12 protein-coding genes, 2 tRNA genes and 1 rRNA gene are annotated in these 18,297 nt (G+C 53.2%); 7 read left to right on the top strand and 8 right to left on the bottom strand.

Annotation, left to right across the window (positions count from 1 at the left end):
• Nucleotides 1–243: 243 nt before the first annotated feature.
• The 4 genes from K0H81_RS07885 to gmhB all read right to left on the bottom strand — a co-directional run bounded on the left by K0H81_RS07885 (nucleotide 244) and on the right by gmhB (nucleotide 3,481).
• A tRNA-Ala gene (locus K0H81_RS07885) sits at nucleotides 244–319 on the bottom strand.
• 114 nt (nucleotides 320–433) lie between these two features.
• Nucleotides 434–510, bottom strand: a tRNA-Ile gene (locus K0H81_RS07880).
• Between the two features lie 254 nt (nucleotides 511–764).
• Nucleotides 765–2,309: ribosomal RNA gene (locus K0H81_RS07875) — 16S ribosomal RNA — on the bottom strand.
• 617 nt (nucleotides 2,310–2,926) lie between these two features.
• Complete coding sequence (gene gmhB, locus K0H81_RS07870; RefSeq protein WP_220060477.1) at nucleotides 2,927–3,481, bottom strand: D-glycero-beta-D-manno-heptose 1,7-bisphosphate 7-phosphatase; 555 nt, start codon at nucleotides 3,479–3,481, stop codon at nucleotides 2,927–2,929.
• 173 nt (nucleotides 3,482–3,654) lie between these two features.
• Between gmhB and K0H81_RS07865 the strand changes: the two genes are divergently transcribed.
• Together K0H81_RS07865 and K0H81_RS07860 are read left to right on the top strand one after the other, a co-directional pair.
• Complete coding sequence (locus K0H81_RS07865) at nucleotides 3,655–4,974, top strand: aminopeptidase P family protein (protein ID WP_220060476.1); 1,320 nt, start codon at nucleotides 3,655–3,657, stop codon at nucleotides 4,972–4,974.
• Between the two features lie 723 nt (nucleotides 4,975–5,697).
• A complete protein-coding gene (locus tag K0H81_RS07860) occupies nucleotides 5,698–8,637 on the top strand; it encodes a ricin-type beta-trefoil lectin domain protein (protein WP_220060475.1) in 2,940 nt (979 codons plus the stop codon).
• A gap of 74 nt (nucleotides 8,638–8,711) precedes the next feature.
• Here the strand turns inward: K0H81_RS07860 and K0H81_RS07855 are convergent, their stop codons facing one another.
• The 3 genes from K0H81_RS07855 to K0H81_RS07845 all read right to left on the bottom strand — a co-directional run bounded on the left by K0H81_RS07855 (nucleotide 8,712) and on the right by K0H81_RS07845 (nucleotide 11,832).
• The gene (locus tag K0H81_RS07855; RefSeq protein WP_220060474.1) at nucleotides 8,712–9,302 is read right to left on the bottom strand and encodes a uracil-DNA glycosylase family protein; all 591 of its coding nucleotides are present in this window, start codon (nucleotides 9,300–9,302) and stop codon (nucleotides 8,712–8,714) included.
• A 161-nt stretch (nucleotides 9,303–9,463) separates the two neighbouring features.
• Nucleotides 9,464–10,777: an NAD(P)/FAD-dependent oxidoreductase gene (locus K0H81_RS07850; protein ID WP_258406418.1), complete on the bottom strand. Its 1,314-nt coding sequence runs from the start codon at nucleotides 10,775–10,777 to the stop codon at nucleotides 9,464–9,466.
• Between the two features lie 14 nt (nucleotides 10,778–10,791).
• Nucleotides 10,792–11,832: a proline racemase family protein gene (locus K0H81_RS07845; protein ID WP_220060472.1), complete on the bottom strand. Its 1,041-nt coding sequence runs from the start codon at nucleotides 11,830–11,832 to the stop codon at nucleotides 10,792–10,794.
• Nucleotides 11,833–12,035: 203 nt separating this feature from the next.
• On the opposite strand from K0H81_RS07845, the gene dapA reads away from it, so the two are divergent.
• From dapA to K0H81_RS07820, 5 genes are all read left to right on the top strand, one after another.
• Nucleotides 12,036–12,950, top strand: coding sequence for a 4-hydroxy-tetrahydrodipicolinate synthase (gene dapA, locus K0H81_RS07840; RefSeq protein ID WP_220060471.1), 915 nt, complete (start codon nucleotides 12,036–12,038; stop codon nucleotides 12,948–12,950).
• Nucleotides 12,951–12,970: 20 nt separating this feature from the next.
• Entirely contained in the window at nucleotides 12,971–13,972 is a 1,002-nt protein-coding gene (locus K0H81_RS07835; protein ID WP_144204472.1) for a 4-hydroxyproline epimerase, read from the top strand.
• 26 nt (nucleotides 13,973–13,998) lie between these two features.
• Nucleotides 13,999–15,564: an aldehyde dehydrogenase (NADP(+)) gene (locus K0H81_RS07830; protein WP_220060470.1), complete on the top strand. Its 1,566-nt coding sequence runs from the start codon at nucleotides 13,999–14,001 to the stop codon at nucleotides 15,562–15,564.
• Nucleotides 15,565–15,670: 106 nt separating this feature from the next.
• Nucleotides 15,671–16,342, top strand: coding sequence for a GntR family transcriptional regulator (locus tag K0H81_RS07825; RefSeq protein WP_220060469.1), 672 nt, complete (start codon nucleotides 15,671–15,673; stop codon nucleotides 16,340–16,342).
• 99 nt (nucleotides 16,343–16,441) lie between these two features.
• Complete coding sequence (locus K0H81_RS07820; protein ID WP_220060468.1) at nucleotides 16,442–17,509, top strand: ketoacyl-ACP synthase III; 1,068 nt, start codon at nucleotides 16,442–16,444, stop codon at nucleotides 17,507–17,509.
• A 111-nt stretch (nucleotides 17,510–17,620) separates the two neighbouring features.
• Here K0H81_RS07820 and K0H81_RS07815 read toward each other — a convergent pair whose 3' ends face one another.
• A complete protein-coding gene (locus tag K0H81_RS07815; protein ID WP_220060467.1) occupies nucleotides 17,621–18,205 on the bottom strand; it encodes a lecithin retinol acyltransferase family protein in 585 nt (194 codons plus the stop codon).
• Nucleotides 18,206–18,297 lie beyond the last annotated feature (92 nt).

Below are 18,297 nucleotides of genomic sequence, written 5' to 3'. Positions count from 1 at the left end.
CATCGCAACTAACGGTTTCTACTTTCGCCAAAAGAATACTCAAGTCACTTGATTAAAGTGTGTTTTGAGAACTCAATTATTTTTCGCGCTAATGCTACAAACAGCGATAAATCGCCATCCCTTTCACATTAACACTATCAGCTTTCCAAATTTTTAAAGAGCGGGCTTAAAAAAGCCAAAGATAAATTCTGCATTTATCTTTGGCATCTCTAACCATAACTGCATGCTCTCTTCAAGAGCAAATGGTGGAGCTATGCGGGATCGAACCGCAGACCTCCTGCGTGCAAGGCAGGCGCTCTCCCAGCTGAGCTATAGCCCCATTACATGCAGCGAACAAAGTATACCATTGCCAATTCGAGTTGAAACAAGGCATGTATTGAGGACGTTTAGCCTGCTAAACGACAAAATACATAACGCAGTATCAACGAAGAATTGGTGGGTCAGAGTGGACTTGAACCACCGACCTCACCCTTATCAGGGGTGCGCTCTAACCAGCTGAGCTACAGACCCATTTATACTTGTTTCTTTGCTCCATCGCGTTGTTGTTTTTCATTACTCACTCAGTCATGTAGTTATCTACATTCTTTCGTTCGCAACTCAAACGCCTAGCGCTGAAACAAATTAACAGCGTCTAAATAGACGTGTATATCTTTGCTCTATCTTTCTATCAAGTAATCTGTGTGAACACTCAAAAGGTACACGGATGTACCGAATGTCGAAAATGCAGGAGCATTTTTCGACCAAGTATCACTCAATCGTATAGGTAAGGAGGTGATCCAGCCCCAGGTTCCCCTAGGGCTACCTTGTTACGACTTCACCCCAGTCATGAACCACACCGTGGTAAACGCCCTCCCGAAGGTTAAGCTATCTACTTCTGGTGCAGCCCACTCCCATGGTGTGACGGGCGGTGTGTACAAGGCCCGGGAACGTATTCACCGTGGCATTCTGATCCACGATTACTAGCGATTCCGACTTCATGGAGTCGAGTTGCAGACTCCAATCCGGACTACGACCGGCTTTGTGAGATTAGCTCCACCTCGCGGCTTCGCAACCCTCTGTACCGACCATTGTAGCACGTGTGTAGCCCTACTCGTAAGGGCCATGATGACTTGACGTCGTCCCCACCTTCCTCCGGTTTATCACCGGCAGTCTCCCTAAAGTTCCCGGCATTACCCGCTGGCAAGTAAGGATAAGGGTTGCGCTCGTTGCGGGACTTAACCCAACATTTCACAACACGAGCTGACGACAGCCATGCAGCACCTGTCTCAGAGTTCCCGAAGGCACCAATCCATCTCTGGAAAGTTCTCTGGATGTCAAGAGTAGGTAAGGTTCTTCGCGTTGCATCGAATTAAACCACATGCTCCACCGCTTGTGCGGGCCCCCGTCAATTCATTTGAGTTTTAACCTTGCGGCCGTACTCCCCAGGCGGTCTACTTAATGCGTTAGCTTGAGAACCCAGTGTTCAAGACACCAAATTCCGAGTAGACATCGTTTACGGCGTGGACTACCAGGGTATCTAATCCTGTTTGCTCCCCACGCTTTCGTACCTGAGCGTCAGTCTTTGTCCAGGGGGCCGCCTTCGCCACCGGTATTCCTTCAGATCTCTACGCATTTCACCGCTACACCTGAAATTCTACCCCCCTCTACAAGACTCTAGTTGACCAGTTCGAAATGCAGTTCCCAGGTTAAGCCCGGGGCTTTCACATCTCGCTTAATCAACCGCCTGCGTACGCTTTACGCCCAGTAATTCCGATTAACGCTTGCACCCCTCGTATTACCGCGGCTGCTGGCACGAAGTTAGCCGGTGCTTCTTCTGCGAGTAACGTCACAGCTAACGGGTATTAACCGTTAACCTTTCCTCCTCGCTGAAAGTGCTTTACAACCCGAAGGCCTTCTTCACACACGCGGCATGGCTGCATCAGGCTTGCGCCCATTGTGCAATATTCCCCACTGCTGCCTCCCGTAGGAGTCTGGGCCGTGTCTCAGTCCCAGTGTGGCTGATCATCCTCTCAGAACAGCTAGGGATCGTCGCCTAGGTGAGCCATTACCTCACCTACTAGCTAATCCCACCTAGGTACATCCAATCGCAGAAGGTCCGAAGAGCCCCTCTTTTCCCCCGTAGGGCGTATGCGGTATTAGCAGTCGTTTCCAACTGTTATCCCCCTCGACTGGGCAGTTCCCTAGGCATTACTCACCCGTCCGCCGCTCGTCATCTTCAAAAGCAAGCTTTTGAAATGTTACCGCTCGACTTGCATGTGTTAGGCCTGCCGCCAGCGTTCAATCTGAGCCATGATCAAACTCTTCAATTAAAAGTTTTTGTGTTTGGCTTGCGCCAAACGACTCAATGAATTCTACTGTTTCTCATTCACTGCGTTCACAAAGAAGCAGCAAACTCGATACTTACACTCTTGTAAAAACATGAGCATAAGACATATTGCTATGAACACTCACTATCTCTAGTGAAACTAGATTTAGTAAATCATGCATTGAGATTTAAATCGTTTTCGATTAACTCAATACCTGTGAGTGTCCACACAGATTACTTGATAAATTGTTAAAGAGCGTTAGCACATCCCGGTGATTCCCGAGTGGCTAGGGCTGCGTATTCTACTCAGGGCGACCGAGGCGTCAAGGCCTTTTCTTATATTGTTTTATAAATTCGGCCCAAATGCTCAAACATCGAACAATATGACGAATTAGCCATCAGAAGAGGTACTTTTTGAGGAATGGTAAAGCGATTTTCGGTCACTAGACTCGCCTAATCTGGTCGAGATAAACGAGCAAAAGGGCGATTCTGACTAGATTCGCCCATCAAAGGCATATAAAGGCGACTTAATAGCTATTGAAAACAACCACAGATAACACATTCATCAGATAACGGCTTAATCCGATAATGACTTGATCACTAGCTTATAAGGACTTGTAACTAGTTTAGCGACGCCAGGTAAGCGGGCACATCGGCGATAGAGTCTAAAACGACAGTAGCCGCGGCGATGGCTTCATCTGTTACCGTTTTGCCTGAGCGAACTAAGATACGGGTCGGTACCCCTGCGGCCTCGGCGGCTAGCATATCGTCACGCTTATCCCCCACCATGACAGAGCGGCTCAGGTCTATCTTTAAAAACTGCGCCGCACTCTTGAGCATGCCGGGTTTAGGCTTACGACAATCACAGTCCTGTTTATACTCGCCAATGCCTTTTTCGCTGTGATGAGGACAGTAATAGATGCCATCGAGATCGACACCCTTATCGGCAAAGTTCCAGTCCATCCATTCGGTCAGACTGTGAAACTGATCTTCAGTGTAGAGTCCGCGGGCGATGCCCGACTGATTGGTCACCACCACCAGCTTATAGCCTTGCTGCTTTAACGCGGCGCACGCATCGAATACGCCTTCGACATATTCGAAATCATCGACCTGATGCACATAACCATGGTCGATATTAATCACTCCATCTCTATCCAGGAAAACGGCACGATTCACGAAAACTTCCCCAATCCGACTGAATCCAAAAATTAGTTGACCATTATTATCACACTTGAATCAACAAAATGCACCGAACAATCACGAATAAAGTCGACCGGGACTAGAAATGAATAAAATATACAAATATAGTTAAGCCATTCGCATACCGCTATAAAGAGATAGGGATAGAGATGCCCGCAAACAGCCAATACGCCATTAGACGCCAACACCTGATGGATAGCCTACCCGAGGATAGCTTTGTGCTCCTCGTGGGTTATCAGCAAAAGGTACGCAGCAAGAACATCAAGTATCACTTTCGCCAAGACAATGATTTTCTCTACCTGACAGGTTTTAACGAGCCCGACGCGGTCGCCCTGCTCTATCGTGGCCACCAAGGCGAGATAATTTATACCTTGCTCTGCCGCCCAAAGGATCCTCAGCAGGAGGTCAGCTTCGGCGCCAGAGCCGGCATTACCGGTGCCATCGAACATTTTGGCGCCACCCAGGCGTTTGATATCGCCGAGCTAGAGAGCGTCATCGCCTCCAGCCTCACTCATCAGACTCAGGTATTTATCAGCGACGAGCTGGGCCGCTTTAATCATAAACTACTGGAATGGTGTAACGCCCAGCGTCAAGGTAGCGCCTTCGATACGCCTAAATGCTTTCGCAGCATCACGCCGCTGGCCAAGCACCTGCACCCACTGAGGGTTATCAAAGATGAGAGCGAGCAGGCGGCGATCCGCGCCGCAGTTAACGCTTCCATCGACGGCCATAAGGCGGTAATGGCTGCCTGCCGCGCAGAGATAAATGAGGCGCAGCTTGCCGCCACCTTTAATTTTGCCATCGCCGCCCACGGCGCTATCGAGGTGGCCTACCCCAACATAGTGGCGGCGGGCGACAACGCCTGCTGCCTGCATTATGAAGAAAACTGCTGTCAGACCCAATCCGGTCAGATGCTACTGATCGATGCCGGCGCCGAGCTCAATCACTACGCCGCCGATATCACCCGCAGCTATCCGGTAGATGGCCGCTTTACTCAGGCGCAAAAAGCGATCTACCAGCTCGTGCTCGATGCCCTCGATGCCGCCATCGCCAGAGTCAAACCAGGCACGCCCTGGAATCACCTCTATGAGACCTGTATGCAAGTGATGGCCCGGGGCCTCATCGAACTCGGGCTATTACAGGGGAGCTATGAGGAGGTGATGGCCAGCGAAAGTTACAAACGCTTCACTGTGCATAAGACGGGACACTGGTTGGGGATGGACGTCCACGACGTCGGCCCCTATCACGATGAGGATGGCCAGTGGCGCAAGCTTGAGCCTGGGATGATCTTTACCATAGAACCCGGCATCTATATTCCGGCATCGGCCACAGATCTACCTGAAGCCTATCGCGGCATGGGGATCCGCATCGAAGATGATATCCTGGTTACTGCTGACGGCCATGAAAACCTATCCCGAAAGGTGCCGCGCACCATAGCTGAGATAGAGACGTTTATGCAGCAAAACTAACAGCTGTACGCCCAAAGTCATTATCCTCCAAGTCCCTGCACTATCGCCAAGCGAGTATTCCATATGCTCGCTTTTCTCACCCAAGTCAGTCAAACCTGTTTCCAAACATCAAATTGAAACAATCGTTTAGAATATTAACGCATAAAAAAAGAGCAAAACCTTTCTATTTATTATCTCTATATCATCGGCTCTCGCGGCTAGGTGCGCTTTACAAAGTGCAAACAGATGACAACAGCATAGTGCTCTTTATATGATTCAAACAATAGCCTCTCCAGCAACAGCTAGAAGCTAGCCTGACCGGTAAACTGCGAGCGAGAACAAGATGGCTAAATAGCGGACTTTCTCTTGCCTAACGCTAAATAATCTAAGGTAGGAGTTACCGGTAATAAGAATGGCAGCCAATATCGTTTTAAACGTCAAAATCATGGCTAATCTAAACCAGTTCAATCAGAGAGCTGCCGCCTCACCCAAGCATTTCGATGTGACCAGGGTTCGCCCTGAACTGCTCGCCAACTCAACGAATGAAAAACAGTACTTTTCTACTATATGAATGATTGCTGAACTATCTCAATTTATGAATAGCTGTACACTTTTTGTTCTTTTCGGTTTGAGCCTTGGAGTTATTTCGTCGGTAACTCTTAACAGTTGAGACAATTTCGCACAGCGATCACCTGAGTCGTTTTCCAGGATACAAAAATTCATATAAATATAAGGACATGTACAATGAAGGTAAGCACAATAGCCTCGCTATTCATACTAACCCTAAGTATGGCCACGCCCGCTCTCAGTTGGGCGAGTGACGACAACCCTGTACATTCGCTCGCCCAGGGGTGTTACGCCATCCAATCACCACAAACAGGCAAATTTGTTCATCGCTATACCAGCGGTGGTTTGGTCAACGACGGTCAGAGTTTCGGCCTGTTCGACGCAAGTCTGGCAACGGCGGGGCGTTTCTATTTTAAACCCACAGGCTTAGACCACTACATGATGACAGACAGCGAAGGTTACTATCTCGCCGCCCGACTGCCATACCATATCACCGCAGGCACCTACGCCGGTAAGTTTGCCGAGTGGCGCACCAATGCAGTTCCCCAGCCAGACGGAAGCTATCGTTATCGTTTTACCGTGACGGGCCTCAATCGTACCCTGAGACACAATTACAGTTCAGACAGCCTCTACTTTGTCGATGAACTCAACCCCTACAACTACACCAGCGAAACCGACTTCATCCTGGTGCCACAAACAGATTGTACGCCCTTTCCCGAGATCCAAACCAATGTCACTGGCAACCTGGATGCACTAAAGAGTGACGCATCCCAACCGGTAAGAGGCTTTGTCGATCCTCATACCCATATCACCTCCTATGAGTTCATGGGGGGGCGCTTCATGCACGGCAAGCCTTTCCACAGATTCGGCGTCGCCAGCGCCCTCAACGACAGCAGCGGTGTACACGGCAGTTGGGGCGCATTAGATATCATTGGTAATCTGATGGCCTATAACGATGTCAATTATCGATACGATACCCGCGGCTGGCCCGATTTTCCCCATTGGCCCAACTACAAACAGATGAGCCACATGGGCTATTACTACAAGTGGCTTGAACGGGCCTATCTTGGCGGCCAACGCATGATAGTGACCCATATCGTCGAGAACGAAGTCCTGTGTAACCTTCAATCCTCGGTCAACCCAGCCGCCTGGGTGGGACACAATAGCTGTAACACCATGGACAGCATACGCCTGCAGATCCAGCGGCTTAAAGAGATGCAAACCTATATCGATGCACAGGCCGGCGGCATAGGCAGAGGCTTCTTCAGAATAGTGACCTCACCCGAACAGGCCAGAGCCGTGATTGCTGATGGAAAGCTAGCCGTACTCATGGGTATCGAAGCCTCAGAAACCTTTAACTGTGGCCTAAAAGACAACTGCGACCGCGCCGATGTCGAACGTCAATTGCAAGAGATCTATGATCTCGGGGTACGCGTCCTCTACCCGACCCACAAGTTCGACAATCGATTCGGCGGCTCTCGAGTCGAAGACGGCTTGATCAATGTCGGTCAGGTGCTTAGCACTGGCTATGCTTTCGATACCCAGGAGTGTGATGCAGACACCCACGGCCCCGCCATGACCTCCGGCTTCCCGCTATTGGGCTCGATTCCTGTGATTGGTGACATCGCCAACAGCATAGTCAATCCCCAATATCAACCAGATATAGAGCACTGCAACCAACAAGGCCTATCCGATCTCGGTGTCTATCTGGTTAATCGCATGATAGATAAGAAGATGTTGATCGAACTCGATCACATGAGCGAGAAAACGGCTTCGTCAGTGTTAGCGATTGCCGAAGCGCGCCAATACAGCGGCGTGATCTCTTCCCATAGCTGGATGACCCAGGGTAAAAACGGCGAGCTGCACAATAACCTGAAGCGTGCGGTACAGCTTGGCGGCTTCGTCACCCCCTACAACTGGACTGCAACCGAGGTAGCCAAGACCATAGGTCAATATTTAGATGAGGTGGAGCAGACGCCTTATGTGCATGGTGTGAGCTTTGCCACCGACATGAGTGGCCTGGGTAATCAACCCGGCCCCCGTGAAGACGCCGACATCCACCCGCTGAGATACCCCTTCACCACAGAGTTTGGCCTTGTCATAGATAAGCAGCAATCGGGTAACCGAACCTATAATTACAATCTCGACGGCATGGCCCACTATGGCATGGTCGCCGATCACCTAGAAGATATTCGTCAGCAGGCTCCGGCACGTATCTATGAAGCCGTGATGCATTCGGCTGAGGCCTACCTACAGATGTGGGAGCGGGCCGAGGCCAACCGGAGCAGCGACTACTATGATCCCCTACCCACCTATGTTCGCATCGTCAACTGGAGCAGCGGCAAGTGCCTGGATATTCCCGGTGACGATAACAACCTGTTCAACGGACAAAAGGTGCTGCAATACAGCTGCCAACACCACTCGGATGACCAACAGTGGATCTATGATAAAGCCGCACAAACCCTGCGCAGCCGCGTTGATCCCAACATGTGCCTGGACAACCGAGATCAGGCCTACAACAACGGTAACATAGGCATCAGTTTCTGTGATGGCAGTCTGAGCCAGCGTTGGTTCTACGATGGCTACTGGCTCAGGGCAGATAAAGACCGCAACTATGTTATCGATGTCTGGGGCAACAGCAACAACGACTTTATCGGCAGTTGGCAGTTTGATGGCTCGAACAGTCAGGCCTGGGAACTGCGCACAGAGAAAACCTTGTATACCTGGAGCACACTGCGTACCCATCAGAGTGGACGCTGTCTGGATATCCCCTATGGCGATCTGACCAATGGCAACACCCTGCTGCTCGACCGCTGTCACGGCGGCAACAACCAACAATGGTACTATGAGCCCAAACAGGGAACGCTACACAGTAAACTAAACTGGAACAAGTGTGTCACCCTACTCAACGGTAACACCGCCAACGACACCCCCATAGTCATCGCCGACTGTAACAACTCTGCCAGCCAGCAATGGAATAACGACGGTGGCTATTTTAGATCACACCTCAATCCTAACAAGGTGATCGATGCCAATGGCAGTGGAGATAGGAGCGAGATCAGTATATGGGACTATCACGGCGGCTCAAACCAGCGTTGGCGCAACGTAATCAACTAACCCCGCTATAGCCAACAAGCTGTAGCCAATCACGCAAATCTCATCGGCCGGTAATAGCCAGCCGATGAGTTTCTTTATTTAACGCCTAATGAAATGGCGCTCGTCACTCTTGCTTTGAGCACGGGCAATAATTCGGTTTCGAACCAGGGATTACGCCTGAGCCAGAGATTATTGCGAGGGCTGGGATGCGGTAGCGGCATGACCTGGCTACCATGGCGCCGCCAGTCTCGCACACACTCAGTCACCCCGCCACACTGCTTACCGAAATGATAGGCCTGGGCATATCGGCCAATCACTAGGGTGAGTTGAATGTTTTTTAGGTGTGCCAGCAGAGGCTCTCGCCAAGCCGGCGCACATTCGGCCCTTGGCGGCAGATCCCCTGAGCGTCCCTTCCCCGGATAGCAAAACCCCATGGGGACGATGGCAAAAAGGGAGGGATCGTAAAACTGCTCGCGGTTAACACCGAGCCAATCCCTGAGCCTATCACCGCTTGGATCGTCGAAAGGAAGTCCGCTGGCCGCGGCCTTAGTGCCCGGCGCCTGACCGACAATCAACACCTTGGCTCTCAATGCCGCCTGCAGCACGGGCCGCACCTTATAGCTGAGATGCGGCTGGCAGATCTGACAGCGGGCAATACGCTCGAGTAGTTGATCTAAGGTTTCCATAAAGGCCCCAGCAAAATGTTATTAACCACTATAATGCTACAGCAATGCCAAAGCTAAAGCGCAATCGAATCTTTACCGAGATGCGATTTTACAGACATGCATGCCGGCTTTCTTTTATCTCGTTATCCTTGAATCACTCGCCTTGTCTCATAGTGTGCCACCTAAAATCGGTCGATACGGTAAGGGGTTATATCCACCTGAGTCTTCTCCTCCTTGATGGTCTTCGCCATAAGCTGTGCGCTAAAGGCGGCCCAGGTGAGTCCCAGGTGCTGGTGACCAAAGGCAAAGAAGATCTTATCACTCTTAGGTGAGGCGCCCAGCACAGGCAAGGAGTCGGGCAGCGAGGGTCTAAAGCCCATCCACCGCTCTCCCTGGGAGGTTTTAGCACTGGCTAACACATCTGGCAGCAGCGCCTTGGCATGGGGCAGCAGACAGTCGGCCCTAGCCTCGACCAGCGGCGCCTTTAGGCCGCCAAATTCAACCGTACCAGCCAAACAGGTCCCCCGGCTCATGGGGGTAATAATAAACTTGCGCTCAAATGAGGCCACCGGCCGCAGCAGACGACTTTGCTGTGGCATCATCAGATGATAGCCACGCTCGGTTTCCAGCGGCACCTTAAAGCCAAGCTGCTGCGCCAAAGGCTTAGACCAGGCGCCGGCGCTAAGCAATAACTTGTCACTTTGATAATTAACACCTTCGCCCACACAGACGCTGACACTTTGCTCGCCCTTGCCGATATTAGCCAATCGAGTCACCTCACCGATCACCAGCTCGCCCCCCAGTTTCTCAAACTGCGTCGCTAAACAATGGCACAGCTCGGCCGGGTCTGGCGTATGGCCAACCTCGGTAAACCACAGTCCGTGATTGATATTGGGGCTGAGATCTGGCTCTAGCGTCCTCACCTCCTCACCACTGATTAGCTGCACCGCCACGCCGGCATCACGGTAGCTCTGGTATACGCGCTCGACCTCGATAAAAGGCGTCTGCTCAAACACCAAGAGACTGCCCTCGAGTTTGAGTAGCTCAGAGCAGCCGCACTCGCTCACCAGCTGCTGCCAGGCATGGATACTCTTTTGATTTAACGCCTTGATCGCCGCCGAGTTATGGGCGCGTTTTGCGGGCAACATATTGACTAAGAAGCGCATAAACCAAGGCAGGGCCTTGAGAAAATAGCGCGGCTGAATGCGAAACGGCCCTAACGGGTCGAGCAACATGCCGGGCAGTTTGGGGAGCATGGCCGGGTCGGCTAGGGGAAACACCTGCTCGGTGGCGAAGTGGCCCGCATTACCAAAGGAGGCGCCCGCCGCCACCCCTTGCTTGTCGATGACGCGCACGCTAAAGCCTGCCTTTTGCAGGGCGATGGCATTGGCAAGCCCTATAATGCCAGCACCTATGACAGTGATATCCGCGTTTCGGGTAGAGGCAGCGCTGGCCTGTGAGGCTTTATCCTGGTCAGTTAACTCTTGGTTTGTCATGTGATTAGCCTCGATCATCTGAGCATAAATCCCTGCTGAAACTGATCCTTAGGATCTAAGATAAACTCATGACGCCCGGTAATAAAGGCGCGGCCGCTCACCTCTGGGATCACCGCCGCCTTGCCATAAAAGTCGGCGTTATCCAGTGCGTAAACCTGCATGGCACCATCGACTATGCTCTCAATCTTCAGGCGCTCGCCCAGTGCGACCTCGCCTCGAGCGTGAAGTATAGCTATTCGACCCGCAACCCCTGTTCCCGTTGGCGAGCGATCCACCTCGCCATCGGCAAAAACGCACACATGGCGCGAGTGGGCATCCGCGGAGCTGGTCTTACTCGATGTAAAGATGGTGCCGTAGAGAAAGCCTAAATCCGCTTCTAATGGATGAGCTAACGGATGCTGAGCCATTACAGCATGCTTGATGCGGCGTCCCCAATCGATCAGCTGGGCGACATTATCCGGCGCGCAGCTTAACCCCAGCGCATCGGCATCGACATAAGCGTAATAGGCACCGCCGAAACCGATATCGTAAGCCACCTCGCCTATGCCATCGACGGTTACGCGACAATCCAGCGCCTCGGCCCAAGAAGGCACGTTACGAAAACTCACCTTGAGTTCACCCGTCTCATCACGATAGGCCTTGGCATGGATAAGCCCAGCCGGCGCATCTATCTTTATCTCTCTTGGCGTATCGCCTAGCGCTAGGGTGTCCGTCTCAACTGCCACAGTTACTAAGGCCAAGATGCCGTGACCGCACATGCTGCTGTAACCCTCGTTATGGAGAAACAGCACGCCGAAATCGGCACCGGGGGTGACAGGCGCAGTGATGATGGCGCCATACATATCGGCATGGCCCCTGGGCTCATGCATCAAGAGCTGACGATAATGGTCCAGATGCGCCGTGAGATATCTGCGTTTGGCCAATATGGTGTCTCCAGGGATCTCGGGATATCCCTCCAGCAGGATCCGTAACGGCTCGCCTTCGGTGTGAGCGTCGAGGGTCTTAAATCGGGTGCAGGCATCGAGATAGCTAGGACTTAAATCTAATAGGCGCATAGGGACTTCCTTTGTTATTGTTTGTATGCAATATATAGTATTTACCGGTGAGAGATAAAAACATAAATAGCGGCAATCTCATCAAGGGGCTTTTCTTCCCCTTAAAATTGTATACAATATACTATAGCTTTTGGTAAACGCCAAAACTTGATATCACTTTTTCGCCGCGCACGTTGCACGGCAATATCTATAGAGGTCTGAACATGAAAGTAAACTGGCAAGGTGTATTCCCAGCAATTTCTACCCAATTTAATGACGATGGTTCGATCAACTATGAGTCGAACGCAAGAATGCTGGAAGACCTCATTCGTGACGGTATCGATGGGGTGATCGCCCTGGGTACCATAGGCGAGAACGCCTCCCTTTCTCCGGAAGAAAAACGTGAATTTATCAAGCACACGGTCAAGACGGTCAATGGCCGCATCCTGGTGCTCTCTGGCTGCACCGAAAACACGGCCCAGCAGGCGGCGAAATACGCCCAAGATGTCGAGGCGCTCGGCGTCGATGGCCTGATGTTACTGCCCGCCATGATCTACCGCGGCACAAACCGTGAGGTGATAGCCCACTATCAACACGTGGCGCGCTCGACCAAACTGCCAATCATGATCTACAACAACCCTGTGGGTTATGGCGTCGACATCAACCTGGAGATGACCGCAGTGCTGGCCGAAGAGCCAAACATAGTGGCCATCAAGGAATCGACCACAGATACCCGCCGTCTCACCGAGTTGCAGAGCCGTTTCGGCGATCGTTTCAACATCCTCTGCGGTGTCGACGATATTGCGCTGGAGAGCATTTTGCTGGGCGCCACAGGTTGGATCTCCGGCCTAACCAATGTCTTCCCAAGAGAATCTGTTACTCTGTTTAAACTGGCCCGTGCCGGCCGTATCGAAGAAGCCCGTGAGATCTACCGCTGGTTCATGCCGCTGCTACGCCTGGACACCATTCCGACCCTGGTACAGTGCATCAAGTTTGCCGAGCAGATCGTCGGCCGCGGCAGCGAAAATGTGCGCCTGCCTCGTATGACCTTGATCGGTGACGAGCGTGCCTATGTGGAAAAGGTGATGGCCGAAGCCTTGGCTACCCGCTTGGATCTCGACAAGTACAACCTCAACTAAATCTAGGGAGTATGGCATAGATGTTAAAAGGTACCTTCTTTTGCGTCGATGCTCATACCTGCGGCAACCCGGTCCGTTTGGTCACCAGTGGCCATCCGGACCTCAAGGGTCGCACTATGAGCGAAAAGCGCCAGGATTTCCTGGCGCAGTATGACTGGATCCGCAAGGCGCTGATGTTTGAACCCAGGGGCCACGACATGATGTCCGGCGCCTTCCTCTACCCCCCTTGCAGCGACAACGCCGATGCCGCCATCCTGTTTATCGAGACCAGCGGCTGCCTGCCCATGTGTGGCCACGGCACCATAGGCACCATCACAGCCGCGCTCGAGTCTGGCCTGTTAACCCCCAAGATGCCGGGTCAGCTCACCATAGACGTGCCCGCCGGGCAAATTAAGGTGCAGTACCAGCAAACCGGCGCCAAGGTGGATTGGGTCAAGATATTCAACGTACCCGCCTATCTGGCCCATAAAGATGTGGTGCTGGATATCCCAGGCCTTGGGCCGCTCAAGATAGATGTCTCCTACGGCGGTAACTACTACGCCATCGTCGATCCCCAGGCCAACTTCCCTGGCCTGCGCCACTGGAACGCCGGCGATATCCTGCGCTGGAGCCCGATCGTGCGCGAAATCGCCCACAACACCCTTAGCTGCGTGCACCCAGACGACCCCACGGTCAACGGCGTCTCCCACGTGCTCTGGACCGGCGACACCATCAGCGAAGGCTCCAACGGCGCTAATGCAGTGTTTTATGGCGACAAGGCGATCGACCGTTCACCCTGCGGCACAGGCACCAGCGCCCGTCTGGCTCAGCTCTATAGCCGCGGCGAGCTCAAGGTCGGCGATGAGTACACCCACGAGAGCATCATAGGCAGCCAGTTTGTCGGCCGCATCGAAGCCGCCACCAAGGTTGGCGCGTTTGACGCCATCATGCCAAGTATCAAGGGCTGGGCGCGGATCACCGGGCACAACGCCATCACGGTCGACGATGACGATCCCTATGCCTTCGGATTTCAGGTGGTCTAACCGGCCACCTCAAAAGGACAATAGCAATGACATTAAGCATCACCAACAGATTAACCGGCCAGCATTACATCAATGGCGAGTGGCAGGGCGAAGCCTGTGCCTTTCAAAGCTTTAACCCCGTCGCTAATGCTCAGATTGATTGGCACTTTGCCTGCGCGGACGATGAGCAGCTCGCCCTGGCCACCAAGGCGGCTGAGCAGGCCTTTAACAGCTATCGCAACAAGAGCGACAGTGAGCGCGCCGCCTTTCTAAGCGCCATTGCCGAGCATATCGAGGCCGACAAAGAGGCGATAATAGAAGCCGCCCACCTCGAAACCGGCCTGCCTCTGGCCAGATTACAGGGCGAAACTGGGCGCACCTGTGGTCAGCTGCGCCTGTTTGCCCAAAATCTTGTTAACCCAATAGAGCAATCGATTGCAGACATGGCTCAACCAGAGCGTCAGCCGCTGCCAAAGCCAGATACCCGCCTAGGCAAGGTTGCCTTAGGGCCTGTGGCCGTCTTCGGTGCCTCTAACTTCCCGCTGGCATTTTCCACCGCGGGGGGCGACACCGCATCGGCGCTCGCCGCAGGTTGCCCCGTTATCGTCAAGGGCCACCCGGCGCATCCGGCCACCAGTGAGCTGGTCACCCAGGCCATAGAAAAGGCGATCCAGGCATGCGACATGCCAGCCGGCGTATTTAGTCTGCTGCAGGGACATACCCCGGACCTCTCGACGGGCTTGGTCGAGGCGCCAGAGATCAAGGCGGTGGGCTTCACAGGTTCGCTAAAGGTGGGTCGCATCCTGGCCGATCGCTGCGCGGCGCGCCCCGAACCAATCCCCTTCTATGGCGAACTTGGCTCTACCAATCCACAATTCCTACTGCCAGGGATACTCGCCGAGCAGGCAGAGACGCTGGCCGAAACTCAGGTGCAGTCTATGATGATGGGCCACGGTCAGTTCTGTACCAGCCCTGGGGTGATTGTCGCCATCAAGGGTGAGGCGCTGACCCGCTACTGCGATAGACTCAGCCAGACCCTGGCCGAGCAAGCCGCCAGCGCCATGCTCACCCCAGGCATCGCTACCACCTATCAGCAGCAAACCGAGACCCTGCTGGCACATCCGCAGCTAACGCTACTGGCCCAGGGCAAGGCAGCCGAGGCCAGCCACCATACCCGCCCGGCGGCGGTAAAGGTGGATGCGGCAGGTTATCTGGCCGACAGCGCCCTGCAACAGGAGGTCTTTGGGCCCTTCGCGATAGTGGTAGAGTGCCGGGACGGCGCGCAGATGCAGGCCGTTGCCGAGCATCTTGAGGGGCAGCTTACCGCCACGCTTCATGGCAACGAGGGCGATTGGGCTCATGCCCATAGCCTAGTGGATGCCATAGGCCAGCGAGTTGGCAGGCTTATCTTCAATCAGATGCCAACAGGCGTCGAGGTGTGTCACTCGATGAACCATGGCGGTCCCTACCCTGCCAGCACCGACAGTCGCAGCACCTCGGTGGGCAGCATGGCGATACATCGCTGGACACGGCCCATCTGCTATCAAAACATGCCAACCGCTTTGCTGCCCGAAGCATTGCGAGATGGGCAAAGTCTCCTAAAGCACTTCTAACAGGCATATTAAATAAAGGGAAACCACGGTTTCCCTTTATTTATAGTGCTATAAGCGGTAATCTTATGCGGATCACATATAATAACGAAAAGACATTACGGGAACTATGAGCCGAACAACTCCAATCGTTCATAAAACGCGCACCCAGGTCGTGGTGGAAGTCTTAAGAGAGAAAATCCTTTCAGGCGAAATTGCCGCCGGCGAACCATTACGCCAGAGCGCCTTAGCCGAGGCACTGAACGTCAGTCGCATCCCGGTCAGAGAAGCCCTGCTGCAACTCGAAGCCGAAGGACTCGTAAAGTTTGAAGCCCATAAGGGCGCTACTGCCACCGAATTGTCGGTCGATCAGGTTACCGAGCTGTTTGAGCTAAGGGCCCTTATCGAAACCGATCTGCTTGCCAAGGCGATCCCGAATCTCGATGATGAGATGCTGGCTCAGGCCCAGGGTTACCTGGATGAACTGGAGGCGGCTTTCCAACAGGAAGATGCCGTGAGCAGCTGGAGCGAACTCAATACCAAGTTCCACACCTGCCTGTATAAGGCGGCCGGTCGTCCTCACACCATGGATGTGGTACACGGTCTAAATACCAACTGTGATCGCTACATACGTCTACAGCTTCTGCTGGCAGGCGGCATCCCCAGAGCGGCGCAAGACCACAGAGACTTGCTCACCTACTGTCGTAACCAAGAGATTGACAAGGCAGTAACGCTTCTGAGAGACCATATATTACATGCAGCCAATGCCATACGTGAGCTGGTTGCCCAACAGGTGAGCTAAATCACTGTAGCTTGCTTGACTTATTGCTAGGCTTATTAGATTAGTTTGATAAGGCAGAGCTGATGTACTCTGCCTTTTTATTTTTGAGAGAATATTCAGATGCAGTACGCCACCATTACCGGCTGGGGAAAATGTGTTCCCCCCGCAACGCTTACCAACCATGATCTTGCCACTTTTATCGACACTTCCGATGAATGGATTAAGCCGCGTACTGGGATCAGTCAGCGACACATCAGTCATGTCAACACCTCTGAGCTGGCGACCGTTGCCGCCCAGCGCGCCCTGGCCGCAGCCGGTGTTAAGGGCGAAGAGATAGATCTTATCATACTGGCGACCGCCAGCCCTGATACGCTGATTCCAAACATAGCATCAACCGTACAAGCCAACATTGGCGCCAGCTGCGGTGCGTTCGATATCAACGCCGCCTGTAGTGGTTTCCTCTACGGCTTAGGTCTGGCTAGCTCACAGATCAAGAGTGGTCAGTCGAAGAAAGTCTTGGTGATCGGCGCCGAGCGTCTCTCCTTCTACCTCGACTGGTCTCGCCGCGAAACTGCGGTCCTCTTCGGTGACGGTGCAGGCGCCGTGGTCGTCGAAGCCACAGATCAGCCTGGCGGCGTATTGGGCTATGAGCTCAACAACGACCCAGCCGGTCGCGATATCCTCAAGGCTGGCTTTGGTACCGCCATGGACAGATTCAACGCCGCTTCACTGGATTTCTACATCGAATTCAACGGTCAGGAGATCTTCAAGCGCGCCATCGCCGGTATGGGCAAGCTCAGCAACACAGTGCTGGAAAAATGTGGCGTCGACAAAGACGAAGTGGATCTGGTGATCCCGCATCAGGCGAACGAGCGCATTATCGATACCCTGATCAACCGCATGAAGATCCCGAAAGAGAAGGCAGTGGTAAACATCGCCAACTACGGCAACACCTCGGCGGCCACTATCCCTATCGCCATCTGTGATGCGCTGGAGAAGGGTCTAATCAAGCCAAATCAAACCATCTTGTCTTGCGCCTTCGGTGCCGGCCTGACCTCGGCCGCAGTGCTGTTCAAATGGGGCGATCGCGTGACGCCGATCAGCGAATCAGATGCCGAGCTACCGCCATGCGATCAGACGGGTATCGAGCTGGTCAAGCGCGCCGTGAACTACTTCTGCGGCGAATAATCGCCAGATTGAGAACAGAAAATGCCGACATCATGTCGGCATTTTTTTTAGCTTAACACTTAATGAATTGACCTTAGAACCAGGCCCAACCTAAGCCTTTCTTAATCACACTTAGTTAGCTATCGCCGCCTCATCCCAATAGATCGCCTGGGCGAAGTGGCCGGCCAGCAGACGATTAAACTTATCGAAACTCGAGATACTCAGCTCCTCGCCAGTAAGACAATTCCAGACGAAGCGATGACAGTTGTTGTCGAAGAGATCATAGTCGCGATACTGATAGATGGCCTGCTGCGCCCTCTCCAGCACAGATTCACCAATTAAGGGTCTATGTTGATGGTCACAGGCGACGAAGATACGGCTACCGGTGCGCCCCGCCAAGAAACGCTTAGATGACACAGGCCGGATCAGGCCGCTGCCATGCAGCTCTACTAAGGTATCGTCTCCAAGCCAGATACCTGTATGCTCTATCACCCCGAAGACGAAACAGCACACCATAGCGCCGGGGGGCGGCGTGACCTTGACCTCGCCGAGATGCAACACACTGGGGGCGAGTGGGCTCACCCGCTTACCCTCTGGCGCCTTAGGCGCACGCCCCAACCGCCTGTCTAAGGTCAACTGTCGTTGTTTCTGCTTGGCGTCGGCGATAAAGGCGGCCCCCAGGGCGGCCCCACCGAGCCAGAGTAAAGGAAGCGCCATAATTAACCTCTTTGCTTATTACTTATGCCATGACTCAGGCCATAGCCGGACAATACCATCTAAATGGATCCGTCCAAGCTCCTGTCTCTATT

Source organism: Shewanella halotolerans, from assembly GCF_019457535.1.
GTDB classification, from domain to species: Bacteria; Pseudomonadota; Gammaproteobacteria; order Enterobacterales; family Shewanellaceae; genus Shewanella; species Shewanella halotolerans.
The sequence above is the reverse complement of the archived record's forward strand: the minus strand, read 5'-3'. Positions and strand labels throughout refer to the sequence as shown.